The organism is Candidatus Rhabdochlamydia oedothoracis (genome assembly GCF_019453995.1).
Lineage (GTDB): Bacteria > Chlamydiota > Chlamydiia > Chlamydiales > Rhabdochlamydiaceae > Rhabdochlamydia > Rhabdochlamydia oedothoracis.
In genome coordinates, this window is sequence record NZ_CP075587.1 from 658,093 (window position 1) to 679,623 (window position 21,531).

The window sequence follows — 21,531 nt, forward strand, 5'->3', positions numbered from 1 at the left end:
TTACTGTTTTAAAGATACTTGCCGACTTAAGAAATTCATCCAATATCCCAGTAGTCCAAACATTAATAGTCCGTTCCAATATATTGCCTTTCTTTCCCAGCGCACTGTAAGACGACGGAAGCATGTCTTTAACCAAGAAATCGTTCTCTCAACGACCCAACGTTGCTTTTCAAGGTAGCAAATGCCTTTTATCTTATATCCCTTAGTGTTTCTTTTCCGAGCTATCAGAGGAAAAACCTCATGGGAAAGAACATCGATACGTGTTTGCTCTGAGTCATAACCTTTATCTGCTTCAAGTATGGGTACTTTTCCCTGATTCCATGCTTTTTTAATGAAGGGAATGACTTTCCTAAGCAGAGGGATCACTTGTTTTTTCTCATCCCCGGATGCTGATGTAAAAGTGATTGCAAGAGGCTTTCCTGATTTTTCTACCAGTAAATGCGATGTCACGCCTTTACCTTTGTAGCCATAATCAACTTGCTCTCCTCCTCCGCGTCCGCTGGAAAAAAAAACCATCTACAGAGAGTCTCTGGGCATCAATACACCCCAGCTGTTCGGCAAGCTTAAGCAGCTCTTCTAAAAATTGATCTAAAAATCCAGCAGATTGCATTCTTCCAAGCCATGCGTGTGCTGTTGAGGGATGAGAAAACTCCTTGTTTCTAGGTGCATCTTTCCAAGGAGCTCCTGTCCGAAGCACCCAGAAAATAGTATTCACTACAGGTCTCCATGGCGCTAATTTTCTTCCATAATGGTTACGATTTACCCATTTTTCCATTTGAGGTTCGAGTATTTTAAACTGTTCTTCATTTAATCCTTGCTTGCTCATGTCATCTGTCTTTAGTTAAAAAATAAAAAGATCTGGTATCATAGCGAAAATTTATATTCAATTCAAGATAGGTTCATGACAGTTAGAAAAGATGTATAACTATAGATAATTGCGACATATCGTGTATTTGCGTCAAAAGGAAGAGAGCTGCATTAAACTTACCTAATTTTCGATAAGTTTAGACTCTACTTTTATCATTTTGCAAAGTTTTTTTAAAAACTTCTTGAGTTTAGGATCTTTTAAATAAAGGACTAATAAAAGGTCTGCGTTCTTGCTAAAAGCTGCTTTTGTCCAGTTAGCAGACCCTGTGATCAGAATTTCTCGATCTATTACACAAAGTTTATGGTGTAGTAGATGTGCACCTTGACTAGCACAAATAGCAAGTCCCTGAGCTTTTAGCTGGTCTAATGCTTTTTTACTAGCTCCTTTGGCGCTATAGCCATCTAAGACAATGTTTAGATCTACATTGCGATTTTTTGCAGAGATCAGAGCATCGCAAATAAGTGGATGGGTTAGAGTAAATGATGCTATGTCGATTGTTTTTTTTGCTTGGTTGATTAGTTGCAATATATGAGCAAGCGCTTCTTTCCCTGCTGTTGGTAATAAAAAGGCTTCAGCTTGCTGTTGATTTATTTCAAAGGAATAATAGGAGCTGGCAGGATTTTGAAGAAAACTAGCAAGAGGTGGGTGATATAAACCAATTACAAGATTAGAATGGTAAAGAAGAGAAGAGGGAGTGAAATTAGCAGAGCCTAGAAAAACCAGTTCTTTATCCAAAATCAGGATCTTCCTATGCATCAATCCTTTTGTCTTTACTGGGAAGGAAGAGCAACTTTTAAGTTTTTTATTTAGTTTGGGAGATGCTGAAGAATCGTAGTAAACTTCAACAGGGGTATGTAATCCTTTCTGCTTGAGTATGTGAATGATGCTGACATCTGTTAGCCCATAGATACTTAAATAAACATGTGATTTAGCCTCTTTAATCGATCGATAAAATACAGCTTTAATATCATCTCTTGTTTGATTAGAATAAAAAATCAGAGGATTTTCTATAGAGGGAAAAGTGGTAGTAGTAGCGGTAAATACAAGCCAAATGAAAAATAGAGAAAGGCTACCTATCAGGAGGGAGAGGGAAACTCTAAAAAAGATAAAACCTGATAGGTTACGCAGAATAAAAAAACTTTTAAACCTTTTCACCTTTTTTGCGAAGCTCACGAACAATAGATTGCAAGCCATTTTTATTAATTGTACGTAGAGCGCTTACCGATAGGGTTAAACTAATAAAACGATTTTCTTCTGCAAGCCATAAACGTTTTTTAATTAAATTTGGTTGAAAACGGCGTTTTTTAATTCCTGTAATCTTTAAGCCAATCCCCTTTTTTTTCTTTGGAATTCCACGAATTGCATAGGATTTTCCTCGAACAGGACATTTACCAGTGACTTGACATCTTTTAGACATCTTTCCTTTACTCCTGTGATTCTTATAAAAGAAAAGATCTTAGCAACTTAAAACTTATTGAACAAGAATATTTCAGATTGTTAGGGTAAATTTAACTTTTAGGAGAAAAATGTGAAAGAAATATATGCGGAGCTTGTGGTTATTGGATCTGGTCCTGCTGGACAAAAAGCAGCCATTCAAGCCTCAAAAATGGGTAAAAAAGTTGTTGTTATTGAAAAAGATTCCGTATTGGGAGGTGCATCTTTAAACTCTGGCACAATTCCATCTAAATCTTTAAGAGAAGCTATTATAGACCTTACAGACTTTTATAAAAGAAGTTTTTATGGGAAAAATTGCCCGTTAAAAGAGGTTTCCATTAATGACTTAAATTATCGACTTACGTTTGTTTTAGAAGAACAAAGAAAGATTTTAGTAAAGCAATTTGAAAAAAATCATATTCAAGTAATTCATGGGACCGCCTGCTTTAAGGATATTCATCACGTCAATGTATGTAATTTAGATAAAAAGATTTTATATAGAGTAGAAGGACAATATTTTTTGATAGCAACCGGTTCTAGACCACGTAATCCCAACTCTGTTCCTTTTGATGATCAAAAAATTTTAGATTCCACCAGATTGCTTTCTATTGACCATTTGCCAAAAACGCTTCTTGTATTGGGAGGAGGGATTATTGGTTCTGAGTATGCTAGTTTTTTTGCTGCTTTAGGAACAAAAGTGACGGTTATCGATAAAAAAGCTCATCTCTTACCTCTCTTAGACTCGGAAATTGGTTTGCATCTACAAAAATCTTTAAATGCAATTGGTCTTAAAATGTTGGGAAATAAAGAATTAGATACGATTGAAAAGAAAGATGATTTTGTAAAAGTCACTTTTAAAGATAAAACGCATGTGCAAGCAGAGGTGTTATTATATGCCTTGGGAAGAAGTGCGAATGTAGAACATTTGCATATTGAAAATCTGGGAATTTCTATCGATAAATTTGGCTATATTCCTGTTAATGCTCTTTTTCAAGTTAAAAGATCTGATCACACAACGCTGCGCAATATTTATGCTGTAGGGGACGTTATTGGAGGACCAGCTCTTGCTTCTACTAGCATGGAGCAAGGTAGATTAGCAGCTCGAAATGCTTTTGGCGCAAAAACTCATCATTTTCCTGATTTCTACCCAATTGGTATTTATACAATTCCAGAAATTTCTTCATGTGGTTATACTGAAAATCAGCTTAAAGAACTTGATTTTAGATATGAGATTGGTAGAGCTTACTATTACGAAATTGCTAAAAATCAGATCATAGGAAATGATCTAGGTATATTTAAAATTTTATTTCATGCAGATACATTAGAAATTTTAGGAATTCACATTATAGGTCGAGCTGCCACAGAGTTGATTCATATCGGGCAAGTAGCAATGAGCTTTAACGCAAAGATTGATTATTTTATCGATCAAGTGTTTAATTATCCGACTTATGCGGAAGGTTATCGCATTGCAGCTTTAAACGGTTTTAATAAGCTCAAGCACAAACAGTAGGATATCATGGCAATTTACGATATTTCTGAAGTCACAAAAGTAGAATCTACAGAAGAGCCCTCCTCTAGCAAGGAATTCTTTGAAAATCTAGAAGAATCTGTAGATAAGCCGCTTAAGCAAAAAGATCGCCTCTTTTCAGCAATTTTAGCGCGATTGTTTTTTGTTCTTTTATTTTTAGGTGATTGTCTTTGGATTATTTATGCACTTTTATTATTTACTGTATCAGGAGTTGGCATGTTCCTTAGTTTAGGTAAGGTTAAAGGCTTTTCTAAGCTTAATGCAGCAGCTCGGCTTACTATAAAAAGAGCTTTGGTCTGTGGGATCTCTTTGTTTATTGCCTTATTTAATCCTGCATTTGGGATTATGATTGCTTGTACATATTTTTTAATGTATGACAAATCAGGAATCGAAGAAGTGATACCTTCTTCTCTGCGCTCACAATTTAGCGATTTTTTTCAAAAAAAATAAGTGATAATTTCTAATTGGTATTTCCTAGAGAGAAACGCAAGAGCTATGGTAAAATAGGCTCAAATTTTTTTTACGAAAGGGCTATTTTACCCATGACAAAAGGCTGTCCTCAAACGCGTTTAGCCATGCTGTGGACAAATCTTGCTAGTGAACCTCTTGTATCATTGTATACTCTGTTGCCATTCATCTTGCGTAAAGAATATGTGGCAAATGTATTCCAACTTTCTATTTTTCTTACCCTGCGTCCTGTTTTATCCCTTTTTTCTTTTTGTTGGAGCGCTTATTTTAAAAAAGGAAGAGCTCACTTAATAGCTAATTTAGTAGGTGCTTTCCTTTTAACCTATTTACCCTTTGTTTTTTTGCCTTGGATAGAAAATTTTTCTTTTTTTCTATTTGCCGCAGCTTCTTATCAATTATTCAGTAGAGCTGCTATTCCTTCCTTAATGGAAATCATTAAATGTAATATTCCTAAAAAACCAAGAGAGGATGCTTTTTCTCTCTATTATCTATTCGGTTTTATAGAATCAGGTATTTTAGGGCTTTTATTTGCCTACCTTCTGCGCTCTCATATTATGGACTGGAAGACTCTATTTTCTTGCACCTCGCTCATTGGACTAAGCAGCATTTTATTTTTTAGAAGAATTCCTTTGATAGAGGAAAAGGAAATTGAACAACCCAATTCTATGAAGCCTTGGAAAGAAAGTTTTTACTTATTGCATAAACATAAAAATTTTCGCTATCTACAATGGATTTTTATGTTTGGAGGTAGCGCCTTAATGCTAATGGGACCTGCATTTTCTAGCTTTTATGTAGATACCTTATCTTTATCTTATACAAATATGGCAACAGCCCGCTTTATTTTTATGGCGTTAGGTGTAGCAGGATCTACTTTTTTATGGAAAAGGGGATTGAGAGTGTGCGACATTCTTAAACTCAGCTTGTGGGTTCTGATTGGAATGGGAATTTTCCCTATTATGCTCCTTTTTGCTCAAATACACATTGCTTTTCTCTATTTAGGTTTTATGTTGTATGGGGTGGCTCAAGCAGGAAGTCATTTGATTTGGAATCTCTCTGGTACAATTTTTGCAGGAGAACATGATAGTTCTCCTTTTACAAGGGTCAATATTTTACTAATTGGGATAAGAGGGATTGTTATGCCTTTACTAGGGGGACTCTTATGTCAGCTTTTTAGCAGTGTATTTGTGCTCATTTTAGGAGGAGGCCTTTGTTTAATGGGCCTCCTATTTGTTGCAAAAATTGCAAAAATTAAAGTGACTACTTTAACTCATTTGCAAGATTTTTAAGCGCGATGAGCCCTTTTCTATCCACGATTAATGTAATTTTAGAATGACTGGTAATTTTTTCTTCTAAAATTGCATTAGAAAGCAGATTGACCACTTCTTTTTGAATTAAGCGTTTCAAAGGACGTGCTCCATAAATAGGGTCATAGCCTGTTTTTGCAAGTAGTGCTTTTACCTCATTTGTGTAATCCAGCTCCACTTCTTTTTCTGCTAAGCGCTCTTTTACTTTTTGAAGTTGAAGCTCTACAATTTGTTCCAGATCTTTTTCTTGCAGAGGTAAAAAAGGGAGTATTTCATCCAAGCGATTAAGAAACTCTGGGCGAAAATGTGCCTTTAAAATGGGCTCTAATATTTGAAGGAGCTCTTCTTTGGGAGGTTGTTTTGTTTGTATTTGAAGATATGTGTTTAATATCTCTGATCCTAAGTTAGAAGTCATAATAAATAACGCATTCTTACAATTCACTTTTCTGCCTTTGCTATCTGTAATGTGGCCTTCATCAAAAACTTGTAATAATATGTTAAAGATCTCTGTATGTGCTTTTTCGATTTCATCAAATAAAACCACAGCATAGGGACGACGACGTAGTTTTTCGGTTAACTGCCCTCCTTCTTCATAACCGATATAGCCAGGAGGGGATCCAATTAATTTCGCTGTTGATTGCTTTTCCATGTATTCAGACATATCAAAGCGCAATAGTGCATCTTTTTGATCAAAGAGAATTTCTGCAAGCGCTTTAGCGAGTTCTGTTTTACCCACTCCTGTTGGTCCCATAAATAAAAAAGCACCAATGGGCCTTTCAGGATCGTTTAAACCAGATCTGGATCGACGAATGGCTTCACCAATTGCTTTTATTGCAAAAGATTGTCCTATAACTTTTTCATTGAGCAAGGTTTCTAGATGCAAAAGGCGCATCTTTTCTTCTCCTAACATTTTCTGTACAGGAACACCCGTCCATTTGGCTACGATTTCTGCAATTAAAGGAGCATCTACCTCCTCTTGCAAAAGTCGATGTGGAAGTTCTTTCAAGCTCGATTGAGCCTGGTCTAGTTCTTGTGTCATTTGTGGAATCAGACTATATTTTAGCTCTGCAGCTTTATTGTAATCGAATTTGCGCTCTGCTTCTTGTTCTTGAAAACGAAGATTCTCTAAAGCATTTTTCTTTTGTTTTACTTGCTCGATAAATTGTTTTTCTAAGTTCCATTCATTAGTCAGAAGAGAGAGCTCTTCTTTAATTTGTGCAATGAGCTCTTGGAGTTTTTTTTCCTCTGCTTGCGCAAAAGGAGAGTTTTCTCGTTTTAATCCTTCTTGCTTTACGATGAGAGAAGAGAGCTCTCTTTCCTTAATGTCTATTGGTAAGGGACGAGAGCTGATTTGCATGCGGATCACACTGGCTGCTTCATCGATTAGGTCGATAGCTTTATCGGGTAAATAGCGATCAGAGATATAACGAGCGGATAAAAACACAGCTGCATGTAGAGCTTCTTCTGTGATTCTAACCCCATGGTGAATTTCATAACGCTCACGCAATCCTCTTAAAATGGCGATAGCATCTTCTAATGAAGGTTGTTGAACAAGAATAGGCTGAAAACGTCTTTCTAAGGCAGAATCTTTTTCGATATATTTTTTATATTCACTAAGCGTTGTAGCCCCAATACAATGCAATGTTCCTCTTGCTAGAGCGGGCTTTAATAGATTGGCTGCATCCATCGCTCCTTCTATAGCACCTGCTCCAATCAGCGTATGCATTTCATCAATAAACAGAACAATTTGCCCTTCAGCCTCCTCCACTTTCTTTAAAATGCTTTTTAAGCGCTCTTCAAATTCTCCGCGAAATTTAGTGCCTGCAATTAAGCTGCCCATATCTAAGGCAAAAAGTTCTCTGTTTTTTAAAGCATCTGGAACATCTCCTTGAACAATCCGTAGAGCTAACCCTTCTGCTATAGCGGTTTTCCCAACACCTGGCTCTCCAATCAATAACGGGTTGTTTTTAGTACGCCTACTAAGAACTTGCATAGTGCGCCTGATTTCTTCATCTCTGCCAATTACAGGATCTAATTTTCCTTCTTTAGCTAATTGAGTAAGATTTTTACAGTATTTTTCTAGTGCATTATATTGATCTTCTGATGTAGGAGAATCACTATGCATATTACCCCTTAAACCTTTGAGATGGTTTTCTAATTGTTCTAATGATAGCTTGGATGACTTTTTCCAACTAGCAAAAGGTTCTTGGGCAGATTGCCAAAAAGCATAAAAAAAGTGTTCGCTGCTTAGGTAAGAATCCCCCCATTTATCAGCGAGTTCTTGAGCTCTTTTAAGTATTTTTTGTAATGAGGGGGAAAGGGAAGGTTCCGTGCCTGTTTTAGTAAACTTAGGAAGATTGCTTAACACGTCTTTCAGCTGGCCAAGAAGCATTTTCGGGTTTAATTTCAAAGAAAGGGCAATAGAGTGAAAAAGACCCTCTATATTTTCAAAAAAAGAATATAATAAATGATTTTCGGTAATCTCTGTATCTAAATACTTTTGAGCATAACGAAGAGCTGCTTCAAAAGCTTGTTGGACTTTTTCTGTAAATTGGTTAGGCATTTCTCATAATCCTTGAATTTAAAAAGTTTTGGCTAATTTAAAGAAGTAAACCATTTTCAGTCTAATTATTTTTTTTAAAATAATATGTTAAGATCATTAGGTTTTTATTATTAAAAAATGAGAATTATATGTTATAATAAGTATTATGTTTACTAACTTTAATAGAACTAAGGCTGCTTTAGTCGCAGGGATAAATCAAGGTGGTTGTCAAGCTCTAAGAGCTTGTAAGACAACGGCTAAGGTTTCTGGTCTGTGTTTAAAAAAGGCAATAAAAGCTCCTTTTTTAGTAAAGAACCTCTTTATAAAAAGATCGATTGTAAACGATTTTCCACCTCTTACGCAACAAGAAGTTATAGTAGAACCCCTTAAAGGTCCTAATCCTTTGATGGAGGATATCTCTCAAATTCTTAAAGAGACAGTCATTTTTTACAAACAATTGAATAGTAAATCTGGTGATTTAGCAGAAAGAACGATAGATCAAACAAGCCGTTTTTTGGAAAAAACAATCAATCAAAAACCCTCTATAGAAACCCTTCCTTCTTTAGATCGAATAGATTTTGGAAAATTAATAGACTCTTCATTACAATTTACAAAACAGTTCTTTCCTAAAGAATTTTTACATCTTACTAACAGAAATAAGAGAGAAAAAGAAATTACAGAAAACCTAGAATCTCTATTGGCATGTTTACAACATTTTGAGATTCCTTATTTTAAGCTATCTAAAACTTTTACTCTATCAGATTTAGAAAGTATGACAAAGCAGTTAAAACTTATCGATAAGGGCATGCGGGGGTTTATAGTAAGAGAAATAGATTTGTCAGAAGATGAATGTTGTATGTTAGCAAATGCGCTTGAGTCTATAAGTGACCTGCAAAGTCTTTTAGAAGCGTATCAGAAAGATATAAATAAACCTATAGACGAAGAAGATAGAATCCTTGTTAAAGAGACAATCGAAAACAATCTTTTAGTGACTAAAGTAGTGTCTCCTACAGTCATAGCATTAGGATCGTTAGTCACCCCTTTGATAACCATTGATGGTATGTCTTATGTAATGAGTTCATTAAAAAATGTAATAGGCCTTTTTCAAGAAAGTGCGCCTTTAATGCCTGTTTTGCAAAATGCAACAATAGCAACAGCTTCTTATGTTTTAGCGGTTAATTGTGCTGAAGAAGAGCAAGAAGGATATGCACTGTATATGGTAAAAACCTTGCTTAACCAAGTTGCTATAGGTACTTTTGCTTATATAGGAGCTCGTATGTGTGGAAGCAAAATAAGAGTAAAAGAATTTGTAGAAAAAAGAATTTCTAGCGTGTTAGCGTATAAAATATGCTCCAATGGTCTAGAGCATTTAGGAACCTCTTTTTGGCCAAATAGAGCTGTTTCTGTATTTGTAAGCGGCTTGATAAATTGTATGCTTCATTAACTTCTGTGTGTAAATGCTTTTGAGCATAACGAAGAGCTGCTTCAAAAGCTTATTAGACCTTTTCTGTAAATTGGTTAGGTATTCCGATTATCCTTAACTTAGAATTTCTGACTAGCTTAAAGAAACAAACCAGTTTTTGTTAAATTGTTTTTAAATTAATTGGTCCTTTCAACCTCGAAGTGCACAAAAAAGAACATATAAATACTTGAAAAAACATCTATTGTGCACCCGAGCATAGCATGTTTGTAGATAATCTCCTAAACACTTCTAGTGGAGTTTCGAAGTTGAGAGCCTTTCTAGGTCTGTTATTTAGTATAAGTTTCCACCTTTTCAATATCCTTGGAAGTAGTATACTAGTTTGATTTCAAATTAAGAATTGTATAACTAGGTTTTTTTGAAAAAACTGCTCTATCTTGCAAGAAGATGTTATCTTTTGTATAAAAATTTTTATATATTCAAGCTCTTAATTTGAATGTAAACGAGTATATAGTAGTGCCGATTCAAACGGCTAGCTTAATGGGGTTCAAGTCAACGAATTGAAACTTGTCGTTAATCCTATATTTTTCTATACGATTGAATCGGAACCACTATATTCATATTCATATTCATATTGATATTGCTGAGGTGCGTACCCAAGAAGGAAAGCTTTATCTCATTGTAGCTATTGATAGGATCTCCAAATTTGCTTACGTAGAGGCTCATCCTCAAACTAGTAAGGCTCTTGCTGCCCAATTTTTGCGGAATCTCATCCAAATTCTTCCCTATAAAATCCATACTATTTTGACAGATAACGGCATCCAATTTACCCATAGGCAACAAGATTTATATGCTTTTACACACATTTTCGATCGAGTATGTGATGAAAACCAGATAGAGCAAAGAATTTATTTACGGTGAGCCAAAGGCAGCTTAAAAACGCATTTTTTTAGAAATAAAAACATTAGGAAAAGTGACTAAAATTTTTTGCAGGAGAAAACCGAAGAAATAGGTAAAGACGACAAATGAGTTGGCTCTTAGAAGCCGTAATATACTAGTGCCGATTCAAACGGCTAGCTTAATGGGATTTAAGTCAACGACTTGAAACTTGTCGTTTATCCTACATTTCAAAATATCTGTTATTTTCGGTATCTCTTCTAAGAAGAATCCTCTAATTGCCTGAAAAAAAGTCACCGACGTTTCGTAATATCGATTGTATACCTTCTTTTCCTTTAAGATCTTCCACAAGCGTTCAATAGGATTCAAATTCGGCGAATAAGGAGGGAGATAGTGCACTTTAATCCTAGAAGACATCAGAAACTCTTCTAGTTTCTTATTTTTGTTTGATCTTGCATTATCCAAAATTACATGAATAATTCGAGCCTCTGTCTGTTTTTCTAGCTTCTTGAAAAAATCGAGCATTGCATCGGCATCAACTGTCTTATATTCCTCTGTAAAAATCTTCATTCCTGTCAGGCAAAGAGCTCCAGCAAAATGCAATCGCAATTGTTTCCCGGATGTCTGCAAAGTCTTTTGAACGCCTTTTTTGATCCATCCACATACGGCTTGGGACTGATGTTCAGGATGCACAGCATCTATGAAATAGATCTCTTCATCAGGGTTTAAGGTCTCCTTTAAAGCCCTATATTGTTCTATGAAAATTCGTTGTTTTTCAGGATCTAATTTCCCAGGAATCTTTTTAGGACGTTTATAAACAAATCCGTGCTGTATGAGCCAATCTGTCATGCCACTTCGGGAATATTTTATCCCATATTGCTCATGCACATAAGCTATGATCCCTTTGACTTTAAGATAGGTCTTTTCATGTAGGTGTTTTAGTAGAGACTCTTTTTGGTCTTGTGAAAGTTTTGATTTGCTACCGCCTCGAGGGCTACTTCCAGTTTTATTTTCGGAATCATATTCTCTGAGGTATTTCTGAACAGTGATAGGGCTTATCCGGAGTGTTTTAGCAAGATTTTTTGTTGAGATACCCTCATCATAGCCCAAAATTACACAAAGCCTATTCCGTTCAGAATAGTCTTTTGGATGCTTTAACTTGTGTTCTAAGTCAGCTCTCTGGCTAGGGATCAGTTTTTTCATACTCAATAGCTTAACACAAAACAAAATATTTTTCTATACGATTGAATCGGAACCACTATATACTGAAATGCATTAGAAAAAAGACTTTTCAAACACTAAATTCATTGAATTTTTCTCATTGATTGAGTTATAAATCTTACATCTATGCAACCTGAAGCGAACTTTTTAACAAGAAACCAAAAAGACATCCTCAAGGCTCGTCATCGCCATGAACGGGATAAAAGGCTATGCGATAGAATCAAATCTATTTTATTGTTAGATGAAGGGTGGACATACCCACAAGTAGCACATGCTTTACTCCTAGATGAGGATACGATAAGGCGTTACTATAAAACTTATTTAGAAGGTGGCAAAGAAGCATTGCTGAATTTGAACTATGCAGGAAAGGCATGCCGGCTCAATCAAGGCCAACTTAAACAACTAAAAATCTATGTAAAAGAAGAAGCTCCCAGTTCAGCTAAACAAGTTGTCAATTTTGCCAAAGACCACTTTGGAATATGTTATACACCATCAGCTATGGTTTCTTTATTGCATCGGTTAAACTTTACCTATAAAAAGCCTAAGCTGATTCCTGGAAAAGTGAATGAGGAAGCTAAAGAGCTTTTTTCACAAGAATTGCAAAATCTAGAAAAAGAACTCGCTCAAACAGATCAACTGCTTTATTTAGATGGGGTTCATCCTCAACACAATTCCAAACCCTCTTATGGATGGTATGAAAAAGGATCTAAGGCTATATTGCTAACAAATACAGGACGTAAACGTATCAATATCAATGGAGCCTTAGATGTAAAGCGCTTAGAAGTTACAACTCTTTTTTCAGACTCTATCAATGCGCAATCTACTCTTGATTTGTTTAAAAAATTGGAAGAAAAGTATCCTTTTGCACAAAGAATCGTGGTTATATGCGATAACGCTGCCTACTATTAGGTCAAAAATCGTTGCAAATTACCTAAAAACATCCAGAGTAGAAATCAAATTCTTGCCTCCTTATTCTCCCGATCTCAATCTGATTGAACGCCTTTGGCGATTCATGAATAAAAAAGTCCGCAATAATCGATATTATGAAAAATTCTTAGATTTTAAGAAGGCAATTTGTGCTTTTTTTGAAAATATTCCTAAATATCGGGAAGAACTGCAACCTCTTTTATCTAGGAAATTTTGCTTAGTTAAATCTTAATTTAAAAACAAACGAGTATATAGTGGTTTCGATTCAATCACATAGAAAAATATAGGATTAACAATAAGTTTCAAGTCATTGACTTGAAACTTATTAAGCTAGCCTTTTGAACTGGCACTACTATATACGATTGAATCGGAATCACTATATATGATATTTTTTGTGGGGTTTTGTGGCCCTTTCAACCTTGAAGTGCACAAAAAAGAACATATAAATACTTGAAAAAACATCTATTGTGCACCCGAGCATAGCATGTTTGTAGATAATCTCGTAAACACTTCTAGTGGAGTTTCGAAGTTGAGAGCCTTTCTAGGTCTGTTATTTAGTAAAGTTTCCACCCTTTCTATATCCTTGGAAGTCGTATCTAAAAAGCTTTGTGTTTTAGGAAAATATTGCCTAACTAGTCCGTTTGTATGCTCATTTAAGCCTCTTTCCCAAGAATGGTAGGGCGTTGCAAAGTAGAAGTCTGTCTCTAGCTCGAAACTAACCATTTGGTGATAGGCAAATTCTTTTCCGTTGTCTGCTGTTAATGTGTGTACAAAATCTTTGATAGGTTTAAGTTGTTCAATTAACGCTTGACTTACTTCCTCTGCAGTTTTATGAGAAACTTTGGCGAGCTTAGTTAGCTTGGAAGTTCTTTCTACCATTGATACAATTACGCCTTTATGTCCTGCCCCTATGACTGTATCTAGTTCCCAGTCTCCTAAACGAGTCTTTTTTTCTACAATACAAGGCCGTTGCTTAATATCTATACGACCAGGCATGTTCCCTCTTCCAGAAGCTCCCTTTCTCTGCTTGTTATATTTTTTCCCTCGATGACGGAGCTCTCTATAAAGCTGTCCTCCCTGTCGTTTATCTTTCCAGATATGATTATAGATGGTCTCATGACTAACATGTTCTTTACCATGTCTTTTAAGCCATCCGGATATTTGTATAGGGCTCCATTGCAACTTGATTTTTTCTTCAATACGGGTAACTATTTGAGGAGTCATTTTTTTATTGGGCTGAGAATTTTTTCTAAGAAATGCTTTTTCTTGAGCTTGCTGATGACGGTATCCTCGTTGCCCTTTATTTCTCTTAAGTTCCCTACTAATAGTGCTATGATGAACTTTTAGAATGTTTGCTATTGAGCTAGATGTATCTCCTCTAGCTTTTAAAATATAAATCTGACATCTTTGGTCATAGGTTAGGTGATGGTAGCCTTTAGGCAAGGTCTCTCCTTGTGTTTGATTGTTAAAAATCACAATAGAGATTCTTTCATCGCCTGCCTATTCTTTTTTTAATTCTTCTGTGCACTTCAAACTTGAAAAGACTTGTACATTTTTAAGAAACCATTGGTTATAGTTTTTATTTTTTCTCCTTTAGAACTAGTTAACATTTAAGCTTTGGTGCTATCATTAGCTTTATTTTACTACATTTTGCCTATGAACTGGAATGATATAGAATTTTCTTTTAATCGAGCATTGCGACTGAGCTTTTCGATAAAAAAGCTGTTATTTGTATTTGTGATATTGTGGTGTTGTGGATTTGGTCTGCTTCTTTGCAAGTCATTAGGATTACAAACACAAGATTGGTTGATGCTCAATTGGAATTTCCTGCCATTTTTTTCTATGGGTATATTAGGGCTAGCTCTTGGAGTTTTGTTAATCCGTCTTTATCATGATGAGATTAAAGAGAAAAAAATGAACTATCAAAAAACCTTTTCTTTATCCAAAAGGGTGATGGTTGAAATTGCTTACCTAGGAATGCCTTTAATAATAGGGTATTTAATCCTATGGACAGTCCTTGGTTTGTTTTATTTGATTAAAGCACTACCTAAGGTAGGTTGGGCTTTAGGGGTTTTTCTATCATTTGGTCCTTTTTTACTGTTTTTGAGTATGGTTCTTTTAGTTGTTCTATTTTTGTTCTTATTTTTCTTTTTAACGCCAATTGTAGCTTTAAGGGATTGTTTGCCAAAAGAATGGATTAAATGCATGCTGAGTAGAATAAGTAATTCTTTACTTACTAATTTTGTATTGTTTATCATCTCAGTCATTCCAGTAGGGTGTATTTTAGGACTGCTCATGATCTCGCTGAATATGACCCATGCATTCTACCTTTCATCAGCTAACCCCTTAGATTTGGTATTGATCATGCTACCGGTTTCTATTCTTTTGGCGCCGGGTGTGGTATTCTTTTTTCAATTTGCTGCAGAATCGCATATTTTAATGATGCAAAAAAGATAGTTATGCGGATTGCAATTATAGGTGCTGGTTTTTCTGGATTAGCAGTAGCTTGGAATTTGCTGAATCTAAAGAATCAAGTAGTTGTATTTGATCCTTTTTCAGGGGGAGCATCATTTGTAGCAGCAGGTTTACTCCACCCTTATGTAGGTGAAGAGGCGCAAAGATCGCTTTTTGCAACCGAAGCTATGCAAAAGACAGAAGATTTGCTACACGTAGCAAAAAGAAGCTTAAAGAAAGAACTCTATAGAGAAGGTATTATTCGCATTGCTCAAAATGAAAAACAAAGGAAGGCCTATAAAAATCACTGCGTGGTTTTTAAAGATGTCGTAGATTTAGGCAATGATCATTTCTTGATCAAATCGGGAAAGACGGTATTTTGTAAACGTTACCTGCAAGGAATGCGACTAGCTATTATAGAAAAAGGCGGCCAGTTTATTGCAGAGAAAATTACAGAGTTAGAACAGCTAAAAACCTTTGATCAAATAGTTGTTGCAGCAGGAGCCTCTATTCGTGATTTCTCAGAATTTGTGCAATTAAAATTGAGTTTTATCAAAGGACAGGTTCTCACTTGTGAAATTCCCCTTAATTTACAAATAGAGAGAAGTCTTGTGGGCAAAGGCTATATAGCAACATCTCATAAGTGCGGGATCTACCATGTGGGTGCGACGTATGAGCGCCATGATTTAACAGAAACAGTGAATCTATTGAATACGCAAAAAGTGCTTTTTACTAAGGCGGCTAGTTTTTATCCAGATATTTGGCAGCTAAAACCTATAGACTGCTCTTCTGCTATAAGAGTGATGCGTCAAGGACACTATCTTCCCATTGCAACAAAAGTCTCTAATAAGGTGTGGGTAATTACAGCTATGGGATCTAGAGGTTTATTATATCATGCTTATTTCGGAGAAAAATTGGCGCAGGCAATAATAGGGAACAACAACTCTTTCTTTTCAAGAACTAATGTATTACTTAAAATAGATCGACTATGAGCATACAAGCGCAATTTACATTTATGGGGACCGGTGGATCTATGGGAACTCCTGTGATTGGTTGTCATTGTGCGATATGTCATTCCCTTAATCCGCTAGATCAAAGGATGCGTCCTTCTGGTTTGATACAAGTAACGGATAAGAATTTTGTGATTGATGTAGGCCCTGATTTTCGTATGCAAGCTTTACGATTGGGGATTGAAAAAATAGATGGTGTATTGATCTCTCATGCACATTCAGACCACATTGCTGGATTGGATGATTTAAGAGCGTATTATTTTTTGCATAAATCTAAAACGCCTTGTTTGTTATCCGAGCTAACTTTTAAAGAACTAAAGCAACGCTATCCCTATTTATTCCAGCCTACCAACAATGAAAAAAGTGTAACAGCTCAACTCGATTTCTGTGTGCTTCCTCAAGAATTCGGCTCTATTTTTTTCCAAGGGATTCAATGGGTTTTCTTTTCCTATCTGCATGCAGAAATACAAGTAACGGGTTTTCGCATAGGGAATTTTGCCTATGTGTCTGATATAAGGTATTACTCTAATCAAGTAATAGACATGCTAATTGGAGTAGAAACCCTTGCGATAAGTGTGCATAAAAAAGAGGCTACAGAGGTGCACTTTGGAATAGAAGAAGCCATGGAATTCTCTACATTTATAAGGACTAAAAAAACGTATTTCACCCATTTATCTCATGATTTCGAGCATGGTAAAATAAAGCTTCCGTTTGGATTTGAGCTTGCCTATGATGGCATGGTTATTTTTTTTACAATACCTAAAAAGGATCTACATGACAATTGACCCAGCATCACTGGAGTTAAAAAATTCACATAGAGCGATTCTTATAGGGGTTTATTCTCATAGCCAACAAAAGGCTCTTTGCATTGATTATTTAAGTGAATTAGAACGTCTTTGTGAAACCTATGGTTGGCAAGTTACCGCTATATTTGCCTGCATGTTGCGTAAGGTAGATGCCGCAACTTATTTGAGCAAGGGTAAGGTAGAAGAGCTAGCCCAAATGGTGATTGATTTAAATGCGGATGTAGTGGTGTTTGATGATGAAATTAGTCCTCATCAACAACGTAATTTAGAAAAGCAATTAAAAAAAGCTGTAATTGATCGCACAGAATTAATTATTGAGGTGTTTGCACAAAGAGCGCAAACCAGAGAAGCACGTTTACAAATCGAGCTTGCAAAAGCAAGATACCAGATGCCTCGCTTGAAGCGTTTATGGACCCATCTTTCTCGTCAAAGTGCAGGGGGTGGAGCGTATTTAAAAGGTGAAGGAGAAAAGCAACTGGAAATTGATAGACGGATTTTGCGACGTCAAATCGATTCGTTAAAGCAAGAAATCGACCAAGTAGCTAAGCAGCGTCATACCCAACGGGGATTGAGAATGCGCACACAAATACCGACATTTGCCATAGTGGGTTATACAAATGTAGGTAAATCCACACTTCTTAGAGCGCTAACTCAAGCTGATGTTTTAGTAGAGGATAAGTTATTTGCAACCCTGGATACCACAACTCGTAAATTTGTTTTGCCTAATAAACAGGCAATTTTATTGATCGATACCGTTGGATTTATTCGCAAGATTCCACATACACTCGTTGCAGCCTTTCGCAGTACATTAGAAGAGGCAATTCACACCGATATTTTATTGCATCTGATCGATGTGAGTCATCCAATGGCTTTTTCTCAGGCGGAGGAGACCCTAGTTGTTTTAAAAGAGCTAGGAGCTGAAGACAAGCCGATTATTACCGTGTTGAATAAAATCGATCTATTTCCCAATCCCTCTACATTAGCCAAATTTCGGATTTTATATCAGAAAACCGTGCCTATTTGTGCTCAAACAGGAGAGGGCTTTGAACTCTTACTCGATAGCATGATGCGCGAAATTGCTCTTTTACGCAAAACAGTGCGGGTCAAAATCCCACAAAGCCATTATGCACTTGTTAGCGAATTGATGCGTTTAGGAAGAGTTCTTGAATGTGAGTATGAAGAAAATGATGTTGTAATGAAATTAGAAATACCAGCTTCCTTAGAACATCGCCTGCAACCGTTTTTACTAGGTTAATCTATGACTTTAAAAGCAATCCCAGCAGAAGAGAGGCCGAGGGAGCGTTTATTACGAGATGGAATTGATTCTCTTTCTTTGGCAGAGCTCATAGCTATTGTTTTAAGCAGTGGAACGCGAGGCAAATCGGTTTTGAGTTTATCAGAAGAACTTATTGTGCGATTTGGTAGTCTTGAATATCTTTTAGATGCTTCTGTAATTGAGCTTATGGAACTCAAAGGAATAGGACTTGCTAAAGCAATTCAGCTAAAAGCGGTTTTTGGTATCGCATTGAAATGTCGTCGTCCTCAGTCTTTAAAAAAATACTCCATTCAATCTGTGGAAGAGGCCTATCTTTTAGCAAAAGGAGAAATCGGTCATTATTCTCAAGAAATTTTATTAGTCATTCTGCGAGATGTGCGTGGGTTTTTAATTCATAGAGAACAGGTAGCGGTTGGAACGCTATCTCAGGTTTTGATCCACCCAAGAGAGGTGTTTTATCCTGCTGTGCGTTATAAGGCTCATAGTATGATTTTAGCTCATAATCACCCCAGCGGAGATCCCACTCCATCTCATGCTGATATTGAATTGACGAAAGTTCTTATGCAATCTGGTCAGATCATGGGCATTGAGATTGATGACCATTTGATTATAGGTAGAGATCGTTTTGTTTCTTTGAAAGAACAAGGCGTTATGAATAGCTTTTCAAAATATTAATCTTTTTTAAAAGATTGCTATCTTTTCTTTATTTCTATCTATTTTTAGGCTTGTTTTAGTATACTTTTATCCATAATATGAACCAGAAAAAAAAATTTAAAGTTGTCACTTTAGGCTGTCGTACTAATCAATACGAATCACAGGCTTATCAAGATCAATTGCTCACTTTAGGCTATAAAGAGGCTAAAGGAGCAGAGCGGGTAGACTTGTGTATTATAAATACTTGCACCGTTACAGAATCAGCAGATAGCTCCAGTCGCTATCAAATTCGCCATTTACATCGCAAATACCCTGATGCAAAGATTGTTGTTACGGGATGCCTTCTGGAAAGCGCAAAAGAGGCCTTGCAGGGCATGGATGAGATAGATTGTGTTGTGCCCAATAAAGATAAGGAAAATCTCCTCTCTTATGTATTCCCAGAACAAGAAATGCCGGAATTTAAAATCTGTCAATTCGAAGCCCATACCAGAGCCTTTGTTAAAGTCCAAGATGGATGTAACTCTTTTTGTACCTATTGTATTATTCCTTATGTACGGGGTCGCTCTCGTTCTCGAGATGTAACAGAGATTTTGCAAGAAGTAAAAGGATTAATTGCTAATGGATATAAAGAAATTGTTTTAACAGGAATTAATATTGGCGATTTTGAATCTAAGCAAATTCGTTTAGCAGATCTGGTCAGGCAAGTCGATGCAATAGAAGGAATACAAAGACTGCGCATCTCTTCGATTGATCCCGATGAGATAGATGAGGATTTAGCAGGTGCTGTTTTACACTCCAAGCACACCTGTGCTTCTATGCATGTTGTTTTGCAATCAGGATCAAATACCATTTTAAAACGCATGAATCGTAAGTACACCAGAGAAGTTTTTTTAGAAACAATAGATAGACTACGCAACGCAAACCCTGATTTTACCTTCACAACCGATGTCATAGTTGGTTTCCCAGGTGAAAGCGAACTGGATTTTCAAGATACACTAGCTATGATGGATTACGTGCGTTTTGCAAAAGTACATATGTTTCCCTATAGTCCACGCCCGCGAACAAGAGCAGTTCTTTATCCTAACCGGATAGATTCAGCAGTTGTTAACACAAGAAAACAACAGGTTTTGCGCTTAGCAGAAGAACATGCGTATTTTTTAAGAGAAAAATATGTTGGGTCTACTCTTCCTGTATTAATAGAGAAAGCAGAAGATGTCTCCAGTGGTCATACAGAAAATTTTCTGCACGTAATTAGTCAAGATAAAGGTCTTAAATCTAATGATCTTGTAGAGATGCAACTATATGAAAACACCCCTGAGGGTCTCTTGGGAAGGATTGTATGAATATCACTATTGCGCATCGTATGCGTCCTTTCTCTCATAAAATGGGAAGTATTTTTCTTTTACCTAATAGCCATTTTAAAGTGGAGCTGTTTCCCACTCTATTGCGATTTACCGATTTAGAAAGTCGCATTGAGCCCATAGAAATACGTCTTTTTATTCGAGGACCTATTCAATCATTTACAGCGGAATTGAATTTAGAAACCGGTTCAATTTGTGTGTTTGGTAGGGCTTTAGATGGATATATACGTTATTCTCTTTTCTATAAGGCCTCAGAACTACTGCTGCTTTGTGAAAAAACCTCTTTTACTTTGCACCTGCAATACAAAACCACATTATCGCAGTTGAAACCAAAACAAACATTCTCTATTCCTGTGCCATTTTGCTTAAAAGAATCTCAAGGCCTGCAAGAAAGATTACACTTAGGTATTCATAAAGCTCAAGATTGGGAATTGATGCAAAGGCGTTTTAACCTACAAGAACTGTTTCCTTTTTGGCTAGCTCTTTCCCAATGGGTTTCCCCTATTGCTCATGAAGATAACAATCTAGGGATGTTCTCTCTCATTCATAAATGCCAGACTGCCATTGAAAAAAAAGAAAAACTACAAATCATTAGCTCCTTTAAAAAGGTATTCTTAGCCGCTTTTGAAGGGGTATTTGTTCCTCGCTTATTCGATAGTGATTATCAAGGCATCCTTGATGCAGAAGAGAATACCTTACCTGCAATAGCTCTTCTTTTACAAAGTGCTAAATTACTAAGAAGGCTCTTTTTTGTGGAAGAAGAGAACCTCTTTTCCATTTTACCTTGTGTTCCTCCAGAGCTACACTGTGGTAGATTGATTCAATTACAAACGACAAAGTTAGATCGGATAGATATAGAATGGTCTAAGAAAAGACTACGTCGTATGTTCATGCAAACAAGCAATACAAGACCTGTTATATGCCAGCTCCCCAAGGGAATTTCCAGCTGTCGTTTGAGAGTGCACAGAAAAGATCAGGGGCAAAAGCTACAGGTGACAAAAGAGGGAATTTTACAAATCCCCGTTCTTGCTCACTTAAAAGCTTGGCTAGACTGTTTTGAGAGATGAGTATAATTTTACCCATTTGTTTATGGTTTTATAATTAACCCTGTGTTTTTTGCCTAGTTCTTTTGTGCTCATAACCCTCTGTACAGGACAATTTTTTAGGAGCAGATAAAAAGAATAGCCCGCAAATATGACCTGAGATCTGGCATAATATACATGCCATAATTGCACACAAAAAAGGGGTTGCTCCTTAAACGGAGTAGGTTAAACTCTCCAATATAAACAAGATTTTTTCAAATCAAGTTCTGTCTAGAACACTTTAAATGTGCTTAATGGAATTTACGCAAGGAATTGAAA

The 21,531-nt window shown here is 36.2% G+C and carries 20 protein-coding genes and 1 pseudogene; 14 read left to right on the forward strand and 7 right to left on the reverse strand.

The genetic code is table 11. The features are described 5' to 3' along the window. The 4 genes from RHABOEDO_RS03695 to rpmB all read right to left on the reverse strand — a co-directional run bounded on the left by RHABOEDO_RS03695 (window position 1) and on the right by rpmB (window position 2,285). Window positions 1-516 carry a transposase gene (locus RHABOEDO_RS03695; protein ID WP_215216393.1) on the reverse strand — a complete coding sequence of 172 codons (516 nt, stop codon included), beginning with the start codon at window positions 514-516 and terminating at the stop codon, window positions 1-3. After that, window positions 473-826, reverse strand: coding sequence for a transposase (locus RHABOEDO_RS03700; protein WP_215217041.1), 354 nt, complete (start codon window positions 824-826; stop codon window positions 473-475). Before RHABOEDO_RS03700 ends, RHABOEDO_RS03695 begins: the two co-directional genes overlap by 44 nt. A 162-nt stretch (window positions 827-988) precedes the next feature. Then, window positions 989-2,023: a phospholipase D-like domain-containing protein gene (locus RHABOEDO_RS03705; RefSeq protein ID WP_215217227.1), complete on the reverse strand. Its 1,035-nt coding sequence runs from the start codon at window positions 2,021-2,023 to the stop codon at window positions 989-991. After that, on the reverse strand, window positions 2,010-2,285 hold the full coding sequence (rpmB, locus tag RHABOEDO_RS03710; protein ID WP_215217226.1) for a 50S ribosomal protein L28: 276 nt from the start codon (window positions 2,283-2,285) through the stop codon (window positions 2,010-2,012). Before rpmB ends, RHABOEDO_RS03705 begins: the two co-directional genes overlap by 14 nt. Before the next feature lie 111 nt (window positions 2,286-2,396). Between rpmB and sthA the strand changes: the two genes are divergently transcribed. The 3 genes from sthA to RHABOEDO_RS03725 all read left to right on the forward strand — a co-directional run bounded on the left by sthA (window position 2,397) and on the right by RHABOEDO_RS03725 (window position 5,584). After that, entirely contained in the window at window positions 2,397-3,812 is a 1,416-nt protein-coding gene (gene sthA / locus RHABOEDO_RS03715; RefSeq protein ID WP_215217225.1) for a Si-specific NAD(P)(+) transhydrogenase, read from the forward strand. Window positions 3,813-3,818: 6 nt separating this feature from the next. After that, entirely contained in the window at window positions 3,819-4,280 is a 462-nt protein-coding gene (locus tag RHABOEDO_RS03720; protein WP_215217224.1) for a hypothetical protein, read from the forward strand. 92 nt (window positions 4,281-4,372) lie between these two features. Then, a complete protein-coding gene (locus tag RHABOEDO_RS03725; RefSeq protein WP_215217223.1) occupies window positions 4,373-5,584 on the forward strand; it encodes an MFS transporter in 1,212 nt (403 codons plus the stop codon). Here RHABOEDO_RS03725 and RHABOEDO_RS03730 read toward each other — a convergent pair. Next, complete coding sequence (locus RHABOEDO_RS03730) at window positions 5,556-8,165, reverse strand: ATP-dependent Clp protease ATP-binding subunit (protein WP_215217222.1); 2,610 nt, start codon at window positions 8,163-8,165, stop codon at window positions 5,556-5,558. The genes RHABOEDO_RS03725 and RHABOEDO_RS03730 overlap by 29 nt on opposite strands. Before the next feature lie 493 nt (window positions 8,166-8,658). Here RHABOEDO_RS03730 and RHABOEDO_RS03735 point away from each other — a divergent pair, with 493 nt between their 5' ends. Together RHABOEDO_RS03735 and RHABOEDO_RS03740 are read left to right on the forward strand one after the other, a co-directional pair. After that, window positions 8,659-9,588: a hypothetical protein gene (locus RHABOEDO_RS03735; RefSeq protein WP_220017788.1), complete on the forward strand. Its 930-nt coding sequence runs from the start codon at window positions 8,659-8,661 to the stop codon at window positions 9,586-9,588. Window positions 9,589-10,188: 600 nt separating this feature from the next. Then, window positions 10,189-10,473, forward strand: a pseudogene (locus tag RHABOEDO_RS03740) (DDE-type integrase/transposase/recombinase); the annotation flags it as partial. Window positions 10,474-10,629: 156 nt separating this feature from the next. Here the strand turns inward: RHABOEDO_RS03740 and RHABOEDO_RS03745 are convergent. After that, a complete protein-coding gene (locus tag RHABOEDO_RS03745) occupies window positions 10,630-11,664 on the reverse strand; it encodes an IS630 family transposase (RefSeq protein ID WP_220017482.1) in 1,035 nt (344 codons plus the stop codon). A 144-nt stretch (window positions 11,665-11,808) separates the two neighbouring features. On the opposite strand from RHABOEDO_RS03745, the gene RHABOEDO_RS03750 reads away from it, so the two are divergent. Then, the gene (locus RHABOEDO_RS03750) at window positions 11,809-12,591 is read left to right on the forward strand and encodes an IS630 family transposase (RefSeq protein WP_220017789.1); all 783 of its coding nucleotides are present in this window, start codon (window positions 11,809-11,811) and stop codon (window positions 12,589-12,591) included. After that, window positions 12,545-12,841, forward strand: a complete 297-nt coding sequence (locus RHABOEDO_RS03755; protein ID WP_220017790.1) for a transposase — start codon at window positions 12,545-12,547, stop codon at window positions 12,839-12,841. Before RHABOEDO_RS03750 ends, RHABOEDO_RS03755 begins: the two co-directional genes overlap by 47 nt. A gap of 230 nt (window positions 12,842-13,071) precedes the next feature. Here the strand turns inward: RHABOEDO_RS03755 and RHABOEDO_RS03760 are convergent, their stop codons facing one another. Then, window positions 13,072-14,085: an IS30 family transposase gene (locus RHABOEDO_RS03760; protein WP_215216525.1), complete on the reverse strand. Its 1,014-nt coding sequence runs from the start codon at window positions 14,083-14,085 to the stop codon at window positions 13,072-13,074. Window positions 14,086-14,229: 144 nt separating this feature from the next. Between RHABOEDO_RS03760 and RHABOEDO_RS03765 the strand changes: the two genes are divergently transcribed. The 7 genes from RHABOEDO_RS03765 to RHABOEDO_RS03795 all read left to right on the forward strand — a co-directional run bounded on the left by RHABOEDO_RS03765 (window position 14,230) and on the right by RHABOEDO_RS03795 (window position 21,237). Continuing rightward, the gene (locus RHABOEDO_RS03765; protein WP_220017791.1) at window positions 14,230-15,066 is read left to right on the forward strand and encodes a hypothetical protein; all 837 of its coding nucleotides are present in this window, start codon (window positions 14,230-14,232) and stop codon (window positions 15,064-15,066) included. Window positions 15,067-15,068: 2 nt separating this feature from the next. Next, on the forward strand, window positions 15,069-16,055 hold the full coding sequence (locus RHABOEDO_RS03770) for an NAD(P)/FAD-dependent oxidoreductase (protein ID WP_215217167.1): 987 nt from the start codon (window positions 15,069-15,071) through the stop codon (window positions 16,053-16,055). Continuing rightward, on the forward strand, window positions 16,052-16,858 hold the full coding sequence (locus RHABOEDO_RS03775) for an MBL fold metallo-hydrolase (RefSeq protein ID WP_215217166.1): 807 nt from the start codon (window positions 16,052-16,054) through the stop codon (window positions 16,856-16,858). Before RHABOEDO_RS03770 ends, RHABOEDO_RS03775 begins: the two co-directional genes overlap by 4 nt. Further along, a complete protein-coding gene (gene hflX / locus RHABOEDO_RS03780) occupies window positions 16,848-18,134 on the forward strand; it encodes a GTPase HflX (protein WP_215217165.1) in 1,287 nt (428 codons plus the stop codon). The genes RHABOEDO_RS03775 and hflX overlap by 11 nt, the downstream gene beginning before the upstream one ends. Before the next feature lie 3 nt (window positions 18,135-18,137). Beyond that, window positions 18,138-18,830: a RadC family protein gene (radC, locus tag RHABOEDO_RS03785; RefSeq protein WP_215217164.1), complete on the forward strand. Its 693-nt coding sequence runs from the start codon at window positions 18,138-18,140 to the stop codon at window positions 18,828-18,830. A 77-nt stretch (window positions 18,831-18,907) separates the two neighbouring features. Next, the gene (gene mtaB, locus RHABOEDO_RS03790; RefSeq protein WP_215217163.1) at window positions 18,908-20,152 is read left to right on the forward strand and encodes a tRNA (N(6)-L-threonylcarbamoyladenosine(37)-C(2))-methylthiotransferase MtaB; all 1,245 of its coding nucleotides are present in this window, start codon (window positions 18,908-18,910) and stop codon (window positions 20,150-20,152) included. Beyond that, window positions 20,149-21,237 carry a hypothetical protein gene (locus RHABOEDO_RS03795; RefSeq protein WP_215217162.1) on the forward strand — a complete coding sequence of 363 codons (1,089 nt, stop codon included), beginning with the start codon at window positions 20,149-20,151 and terminating at the stop codon, window positions 21,235-21,237. The genes mtaB and RHABOEDO_RS03795 overlap by 4 nt, the downstream gene beginning before the upstream one ends. Window positions 21,238-21,531 lie beyond the last annotated feature (294 nt).